The following is a 7,959-nucleotide window of genomic DNA, read 5'->3' on the forward strand; positions in this document are numbered from 1 at the left end:
AAGGGCGAGAACATCCCGGAGCCGGGCATTCCGGAATCGTTCAAGGTCCTGCTCAAGGAACTCCAGTCGCTGTGCCTCAACGTCGAAGTGCTGTCGTCCGACGGCGCCGCGATCGAGCTGCGCGAAGGCGAGGACGAGGACCTGGAGCGCGCCGCGGCGAACCTCGGCATCAACCTGTCGAGGAACGAAGCCGCCACCGTCGACGATCTGGCGAACTAGGCGGGTCGGCCGGATGCCGTCACGGCATCCGGCCTCCCGCAACGGATTACCCAACTAGTGAACTTTTGCTCGAATTCGACCCGCACAGGGGAAAGGAAGTTACGTGCTAGACGTCAACTTCTTCGATGAACTTCGGATCGGCCTCGCCACCGCCGACGACATCCGTCAGTGGTCCTACGGCGAGGTGAAGAAGCCGGAGACCATCAACTACCGCACGCTCAAGCCGGAGAAGGACGGCCTGTTCTGCGAGAAGATCTTCGGTCCCACCCGGGACTGGGAGTGCTACTGCGGAAAGTACAAGCGCGTCCGCTTCAAGGGCATCATCTGTGAGCGCTGTGGCGTCGAGGTGACTCGCGCCAAGGTGCGCCGCGAGCGCATGGGCCACATCGAGCTGGCCGCTCCGGTCACGCACATCTGGTACTTCAAGGGCGTGCCCTCGCGCCTGGGCTACCTGCTCGACCTGGCGCCGAAGGATCTGGAAAAGATCATCTACTTCGCCGCCTACGTCATCGTGGCGGTCGACGAGGAGCTGCGGCACAACGAGCTGTCCACGCTCGAGGCCGAGATGGAGGTCGAGAAGAAGGCGGTCGCCGACCAGCGCGACGCCGACCTTGAGGCCCGCGCTCAGAAGCTCGAGGCCGACCTGGCCGAGCTGGAGGCCGAAGGCGCCAAGTCCGACGTCCGCCGCAAGGTCAAGGACGGCGGCGAGCGGGAGATGCGCCAGCTCCGCGACCGTGCCCAGCGTGAGCTGGACCGGTTGGAGGAGATCTGGAACACCTTCACCAAGCTGGCGCCCAAGCAGCTCATCGTCGATGAGGTGCTCTACCGCGAGCTGGTCGACCGCTACGGCGAGTACTTCACCGGCGCGATGGGCGCGGAGTCCATCCAGAAGCTGATGGAGAGCTTCGACATCGAGGCCGAGGCCGAGTCGCTGCGCGAGACCATCCGCACCGGCAAGGGCCAGAAGAAGCTGCGCGCGCTCAAGCGGCTCAAGGTCGTCGCGGCGTTCCAGGCCAACGGCAACTCGCCGATGGGCATGGTGCTCGACGCCGTTCCGGTGATCCCGCCGGAGCTGCGCCCGATGGTTCAGCTCGACGGTGGCCGCTTCGCCACCTCCGACCTGAACGACCTGTACCGTCGCGTGATCAACCGCAACAACCGCCTCAAGCGACTGATCGACCTCGGCGCGCCCGAGATCATCGTCAACAACGAGAAGCGGATGCTGCAGGAGTCGGTCGACGCCCTGTTCGACAACGGCCGCCGCGGCCGTCCGGTCACCGGACCGGGCAACCGTCCGCTCAAGTCGCTGTCCGATCTGCTCAAGGGCAAGCAGGGCCGCTTCCGTCAGAACCTGCTCGGTAAGCGCGTCGACTACTCGGGCCGTTCGGTCATCGTCGTCGGCCCGCAGCTGAAGCTGCACCAGTGCGGTCTGCCCAAGCTGATGGCGCTGGAGCTGTTCAAGCCGTTCGTGATGAAGCGCCTGGTCGACCTGAACCACGCGCAGAACATCAAGTCGGCCAAGCGGATGGTGGAGCGGCAGCGGCCGCAGGTGTGGGATGTCCTCGAAGAGGTCATCGCCGAACACCCGGTGCTGCTCAACCGCGCGCCCACCCTGCACCGTCTCGGTATCCAGGCCTTCGAGCCGCAGCTGGTGGAAGGCAAGGCCATCCAGCTGCACCCGCTGGTCTGTGAGGCGTTCAACGCCGACTTCGACGGTGACCAGATGGCCGTGCACCTGCCGCTGTCGGCGGAGGCGCAGGCCGAGGCGCGCGTGCTGATGCTGTCGTCGAACAACATCCTGTCGCCCGCGTCGGGCCGCCCGCTGGCCATGCCGCGTCTGGACATGGTGACCGGCCTGTACTACCTGACCCGTCTGGAAGAGGGCGCGAAGGGTTCCTACCAGCCGGCCACTCAGGACGGTCCGGAGCGGGGCGTGTACTCCTCGCCCGCCGAGGCGCAGATGGCGGTGGACCGCGGTGAGCTCACCGTGCGTTCGCTGATCAAGGTCCGGTTGACCGACCAGCGTCCGCCGAAGGAGATCGAGGCTCAGCTGTTCCCGGAGGGCTGGCGCCGCGGCGACGCGTGGACCATCGAGTCCACGCTGGGCCGGGTGCTGTTCAACGAGCTGCTGCCGGTGGACTACGCGTTCATCAACGAGCAGATGCCCAAGAAGCGCCAGGCGACGATCATCAACGATCTCGCCGAGCGTTACCCGATGATCGTGGTCGCGCAGACCGTCGACAAGCTCAAGGACGCGGGCTTCTACTGGGCCACGCGTTCCGGCGTGACGGTCTCCATGTCCGACGTGCTCGTGCCGCCGGAGAAGGCCGAGATCATGGAGCGCTACGAGGCGCAGTCGGATCAGATCGAGAAGAAGTACCAGCGTGGTGCGCTCGATCACCAGGAGCGCAACAACGCCCTGGTCAAGATCTGGCAGGAGGCGACCGAGGAGGTCGGTAAGGCGCTGCGCGCGCACTACCCGGCCGACAACCCGATCATCACGATCGTCGACTCGGGCGCCACGGGTAACTTCACCCAGACCCGTACCCTCGCCGGTATGAAGGGCCTGGTGACGAACCCGAAGGGTGAGTTCATCCCGCGGCCGATCAAGTCCTCCTTCCGTGAGGGCCTGACGGTTCTGGAGTACTTCATCAACACCCACGGCGCTCGTAAGGGTCTGGCCGACACCGCGCTGCGCACCGCCGACTCGGGTTACCTGACCCGTCGTCTGGTGGACGTCTCGCAGGACGTCATCGTGCGCGAGCACGACTGTGGCACCGAGCGCGGCATCGTGGTGCCGATCGCGGAGAAGCAGCTCGACGGCTCGATCATCCGCGACGCGCACGTGGAGACCTCCACCTATGCGCGCACGCTCGCGTCCGACGCGCTCGACGCGCAGGGCAACGTCATCGTGGGCAAGGGCGCCGACCTCGGCGACCCGGCGCTGGAGGCGCTGCTCGAGGCGGGTATCACCGAGGTGAAGGTCCGCTCCGTGCTGACCTGCACCACCGGCACCGGTGTCTGCGCGACCTGCTACGGCCGCTCGATGGCGACCGGCAAGCTGGTCGACATCGGTGAGGCCGTCGGTATCGTCGCCGCGCAGTCCATCGGTGAGCCCGGTACCCAGCTGACCATGCGTACCTTCCACCAGGGTGGTGTCGCGGGTGACGACATCACCGGCGGTCTGCCCCGTGTGCAGGAGCTGTTCGAGGCGCGCGTGCCGAAGGGCAAGGCGCCCATCGCCGAGGTCTCCGGTCGCGTGCGGCTGGAGGACGACGATCGCTTCTACAAGATCACCATCATCCCGGATGACGGTGGCGAAGAGGTTGTCTACGACAAGCTCTCGAAGCGGCAGCGTCTGCGTGTGTTCAAGCACGACGACGGCACCGAGCGTCTGCTCTCCGACGGTGACCACGTCGAGGTCGGCCAGCAGCTGCTGGAAGGCGCGGCGGATCCGCACGAGGTGCTGCGCATCATGGGCCCCCGGCAGGTTCAGGTCCATCTGGTCCACGAGGTCCAGGAGGTCTACCGCTCGCAGGGTGTGTCGATCCACGACAAGCACATCGAGGTCATCGTGCGCCAGATGCTGCGTCGCGTGACGATCATCGACTCGGGCGCCACGGAGTTCCTGCCCGGCTCGCTCACCGAGCGCGCCGAGTTCGAGGCCGCGAACCGTCGCGTCGTCGCCGAGGGTGCCGAGCCCGCGGCGGGCCGCCCGGTGCTGATGGGTATCACCAAGGCGTCGCTGGCCACCGACTCGTGGCTGTCGGCGGCGTCCTTCCAGGAGACCACTCGAGTCCTGACGGACGCGGCGATCAACTGCCGCTCCGACAAACTCATCGGCCTCAAGGAGAACGTGATCATCGGCAAGCTGATCCCGGCCGGTACCGGTATCAACCGCTACCGCAACATCCAGGTGCAGCCGACCGAGGAAGCCCGTGCCGCCGCGTACGCGGTGCCGTCCTACGACGACACCTACTACAGCCCGGACAGCTTCGGTCAGACCACCGGCGCCGCGGTTCCGCTCGACGACTACGGCTTCAGCGACTACCGCTGATCCGTCAGCCGTAAGCATCCGGCCCCCGCTCCGTTCTGGAGCGGGGGCCGGATTCGTTTCGCGCGCGGTGGACAACCGGCGGGGAAGACAGTAAACGGGCGCATCGAGTACAAAGCCCGGGCGAAAGGGGAAGCGGGGCCGTTTCGCGCTACTTCCGCGTTCTCCGGCGAGACGCTGGCGAAGATGCGGGCGGACATCGAGGCGAAAGTGCCGCTCGAACTCGAAGTTCCGGTGGATATCGCCGATGCCACCGGAAAGACCGTGGCCACAGCGGTTTTCACGGCCGTGCTGCGTCCGCGCCGGGCCTGATCGCGTCGAGAATGCTCGGTCGGGCGTGATGTGATCGGCGGGGTCTCAACTCGTCTGGAGCGCGGCTCGCGGCCGCGCCCCAGACGTGACCTCATCGCTCGCTGTCGAGCATCGCCATCTGTGCCGTGGCGTAGCGTTCCCCCGCGACCCGGTCGGCGGGCACGGCCGCCTCGATGGTGGACAGCTCCTCGTCGGTGAGCGAAAGGTCGAGCGCACGAACAGCTTCCGCCCAGCGCCCGCGTCGGCGGGTGCCGATGAGCGGCACGATGTCCGCGCCGCGGGTCAGTGCCCAGGCGATGGCCAGTTGCGCCACCGAGGCGTCCTTGCGCGCCGCGATCTCGTTCAGCGCGCGGACCAGCTCCAGATTCCGGTCCAGGTTCTCGCCCTGGAAGCGCGGGCTGTGCGCGCGGAAATCGGTCGGGTCGAAGGTGGCGCCGGGCTGGATCGCATCGCTGAGCAGGCCGCGTGAGAGCACGCCGTAGGCCGTGACGCCGATGCCGAGCTCGCGGCAGACGGGCAGGATGCGCTCCTCGATACCTCGCGAGATCAGCGAATACTCGATCTGCAAGTCCACGATGGGATGCACGGCCGCCGCGCGCCGGATGGTTTCCGGGCCGACCTCGGACAGGCCGACATGGCGGACGTATCCGGCTTCGATCAGCTCGCCGATGGCGCCAACGGTGTCCTCGATCGGCACGTCCGGGTCCAGCCGGGCGGGTCGGTAGATGTCGATGTGGTCGACGCCGAGCCGCTGGAGGCTGTAGGTCAGGAAATTGCGCAGCGCGGCGGGACGGTTGTCCACACCGACGAAACCGCCGTCAGGGCCGCGCAGCGCGCCGAACTTCACGCTCAGCACCACGTCCTCGCGAGGACGTTCGGCGATGGCCTTGCCGATCAGCATCTCGTTGTGGCCCGCGCCGTAGAAATCGCCGGTGTCGATGAGGTTGACACCGGAGTCCAGCGCCGCATGGATGGTCGCGGTCGATTCGGCATCGTCGGTCGTGCCGTACGCGCCGGACATGCCCATGGCGCCGAGGCCGATCCGGCTGACGGTCGGACCGGTGGCTCCCAGCCGCACTTCGTCGATCTTCGTTGTCGTCATGGGACCAGCCTGAACCGTGCGGGACCGCCGCGGGAGAGATCGTTTATCGGGGGAGCGGCGATCCCTGGCTGAGCACGCCGTTTCGGGGGACAGTGAAGACATGGACCGCCCCGAACTCGCCGACTTCCTGCGCCGTCGCCGGGAGCAGCTCACGCCCGCCGACGTGGGATTGCCGCCCGGCATCCGGCGGCGCACGCCGGGGCTGCGCCGCGACGAGGTCGCCCTGCTCGCGGGCATCTCGACCGACTACTACACCCGGCTCGAGCAGTCGCGCGGTCCGCGTCCGTCCACCCAGGTGCTCGCCTCGCTCGCGCGGGCCCTGCGTTTCGACAACGACGAACGCGACCACCTCTACCATCTGTGCGACCACGCCCCGCCGGGCCGCGAGACGACCGACAAGCACGTGGGCCCCGGCCTGATGCACTTGCTCGCCAAGCTCGACGACACCGCGGCCACGGTCGTCACCGATCTCGGCGAGGTGCTCGTGCAGAACCGGATGCACACGTTGCTGGTCGGCGATCACGGCGAACGGCGCGGCTGGGACCGGTACTACGCCTACCGATGGTTCACCGACCCGTCCGCGCGCGCGACCTTCCCGGAGGAGGATTGGGACCGGCTCAGCCGCCATCACGTCGCGGATCTGCGTGCCACGGCCGCGCGCCGGGCGGCCGATTCCGACGTGATCGAATTCGTCGCGCGACTACGCTCCGCGAGCGTCGAATTCGACCGGCTCTGGGACGAACACGAAGTAGCCGTGCGCCTCTCGGATATCAAGCGCATCTTGCATCCGCAGGTCGGCCTGATCGACATGGTCTGCGAAACATTGCTCACGCCCAACTCCGCCCAGCGTCTGCTGGTCTACCTACCGCGCCCCGGCACGGACGCGGCCGAGAAGCTGGACCTGCTGCGGGTGATCGGCACGCAGCAGTTGACGCCCGTCGACCGGCTCGACTAGGGCGCGGTGACGTACTCGAGCGCCGCGTCGACGGCGGGCTGTCCACCGCCGATGATGTACCCGGCCATCGCGCCGATCGCGGCGCCCGCGACCGCGGCGACGGGCACCGTGATGAAGTCGATCACGAACAGGCCGAGCGGGAATCCGACGATGAAGCCGATGGCGGCGCCGATCCCGGCGCCCGCCAGGATGGTCGGCATGACCTTCTCGGCCTGGGCGTAGAACCGCTCCTGGGCGCTGACGTCGCGCAGCGGCGCGTCGGCCATGGCGATCGGCGCGACGGTGAGCCGGTGTCCCGCGTCCTCGAGTACGGGGCGCAGGGACACGCGCTGGTCCCCGATGCGCAGCGTCATCGGCAGCGCGGCGACGATCTGGCCGTCGCGATCGGCGACCGTCACCACCCGGTCGTCGTGGGTCAGCTCGAATGTTCCGTCCTGGAGGGTCGCGACCGCCGCACGGCGATCCTCGCTGGCGGCGACCTCGTAGGCGACCTGGTGGAACGTGCCGTGCAGGTCGAGCGGAGCGTCGCCGGGCGCGGGCTGCGCGTGCGCGGCGCTCGTGGTGAGTGCGGTGGCCGCCAAAGCAACCAGAGTGGTCGCGGTGAATTGGGAGATCCTCATCGTGCTCTTTCCGTGTCCCGCCCCGTGTCCGGTTCGTCCGGACAAGATACCGCTCGGCGGGCTCGATCAGAAGGGTTGAGCGACAGTTCATCACCGATTGCGGCGGCGAAAGTATCTGTCCCGCTTCGTCGGCGAGTGCCTGCGCCGCGGATCACGGTCCGGGCGTTCTCGGGTCGGTCGCCACGCCATGGATTCGCTGCCGACCGTCGGAGTCGCCGGATCCGGGCGGCGCGATTCGCTCTTGACGTCCGCGCTCCGCTGCGCAACACTGAACTAGATGGTTCAGTATGACTTCTTGGACGCCTCCTTCGGGGCGCTCGCGGATCCCACCCGGCGTGGCATCCTCGAACGTCTCGGCAGTGGGCCCGCGACCGTCAGCGAACTGGCGGAGCGCTTCGAGATGACGCTCACCGGCATCAAGAAGCACATCCAATTGCTGGAGGCGGCGGGCATGGTGGTGACGGAGAAACGCGGCCGGGTGCGGTACTGCCGCCTCGGCGAGAACGTCTTCGACCGCGAAGTGGCCTGGATGCAGAGCTACCGGCGGATGGTGGAAGCGCGGCTGGATCGTCTCGGCGAATTCCTCGGACGAACGGAGCAGGAGCGATGAGACACCTTCTGTCAACCTCAGGCGGCGAGTACGCGTTGGCGGTTGCTGACGTGGGTTTCTTCGTTGTAGGCGGTGCCGCGGGTCAGG

The 7,959-nt window shown here is 67.5% G+C and carries 7 protein-coding genes; 5 read left to right on the plus strand and 2 right to left on the minus strand.

What is annotated here, in order from left to right:
- From ACWEO7_RS37180 to ACWEO7_RS37190, 3 genes are all read left to right on the plus strand, one after another.
- On the plus strand, positions 1-219 hold a 219-nt coding region (locus tag ACWEO7_RS37180; protein WP_357111586.1), incomplete at its 5' end, for a hypothetical protein.
- A 103-nt stretch (positions 220-322) separates the two neighbouring features.
- Positions 323-4,276: a DNA-directed RNA polymerase subunit beta' gene (locus ACWEO7_RS37185; protein WP_452430259.1), complete on the plus strand. Its 3,954-nt coding sequence runs from the start codon at positions 323-325 to the stop codon at positions 4,274-4,276.
- Between the two features lie 183 nt (positions 4,277-4,459).
- Positions 4,460-4,585 (plus strand): hypothetical protein, encoded by a 126-nt coding sequence (locus ACWEO7_RS37190; RefSeq protein WP_452430261.1) that lies wholly within the window; start codon positions 4,460-4,462, stop codon positions 4,583-4,585.
- Between the two features lie 91 nt (positions 4,586-4,676).
- Here ACWEO7_RS37190 and ACWEO7_RS37195 read toward each other — a convergent pair whose 3' ends face one another.
- On the minus strand, positions 4,677-5,687 hold the full coding sequence (locus ACWEO7_RS37195; protein WP_452430263.1) for an aldo/keto reductase: 1,011 nt from the start codon (positions 5,685-5,687) through the stop codon (positions 4,677-4,679).
- 100 nt (positions 5,688-5,787) lie between these two features.
- On the opposite strand from ACWEO7_RS37195, the gene ACWEO7_RS37200 reads away from it, so the two are divergent.
- Positions 5,788-6,642, plus strand: a complete 855-nt coding sequence (locus tag ACWEO7_RS37200; RefSeq protein ID WP_452430265.1) for a helix-turn-helix transcriptional regulator — start codon at positions 5,788-5,790, stop codon at positions 6,640-6,642.
- Here the strand turns inward: ACWEO7_RS37200 and ACWEO7_RS37205 are convergent.
- Positions 6,639-7,262, minus strand: a complete 624-nt coding sequence (locus ACWEO7_RS37205) for a hypothetical protein (protein WP_452430266.1) — start codon at positions 7,260-7,262, stop codon at positions 6,639-6,641. The genes ACWEO7_RS37200 and ACWEO7_RS37205 overlap by 4 nt on opposite strands.
- Positions 7,263-7,539: 277 nt before the next feature.
- Between ACWEO7_RS37205 and ACWEO7_RS37210 the strand changes: the two genes are divergently transcribed.
- Positions 7,540-7,872 (plus strand): ArsR/SmtB family transcription factor, encoded by a 333-nt coding sequence (locus tag ACWEO7_RS37210; protein ID WP_452430268.1) that lies wholly within the window; start codon positions 7,540-7,542, stop codon positions 7,870-7,872.
- The last annotated feature ends 87 nt before the right edge of the window (positions 7,873-7,959 follow it).

Source organism: Nocardia sp. NPDC004260, from assembly GCF_053603155.1.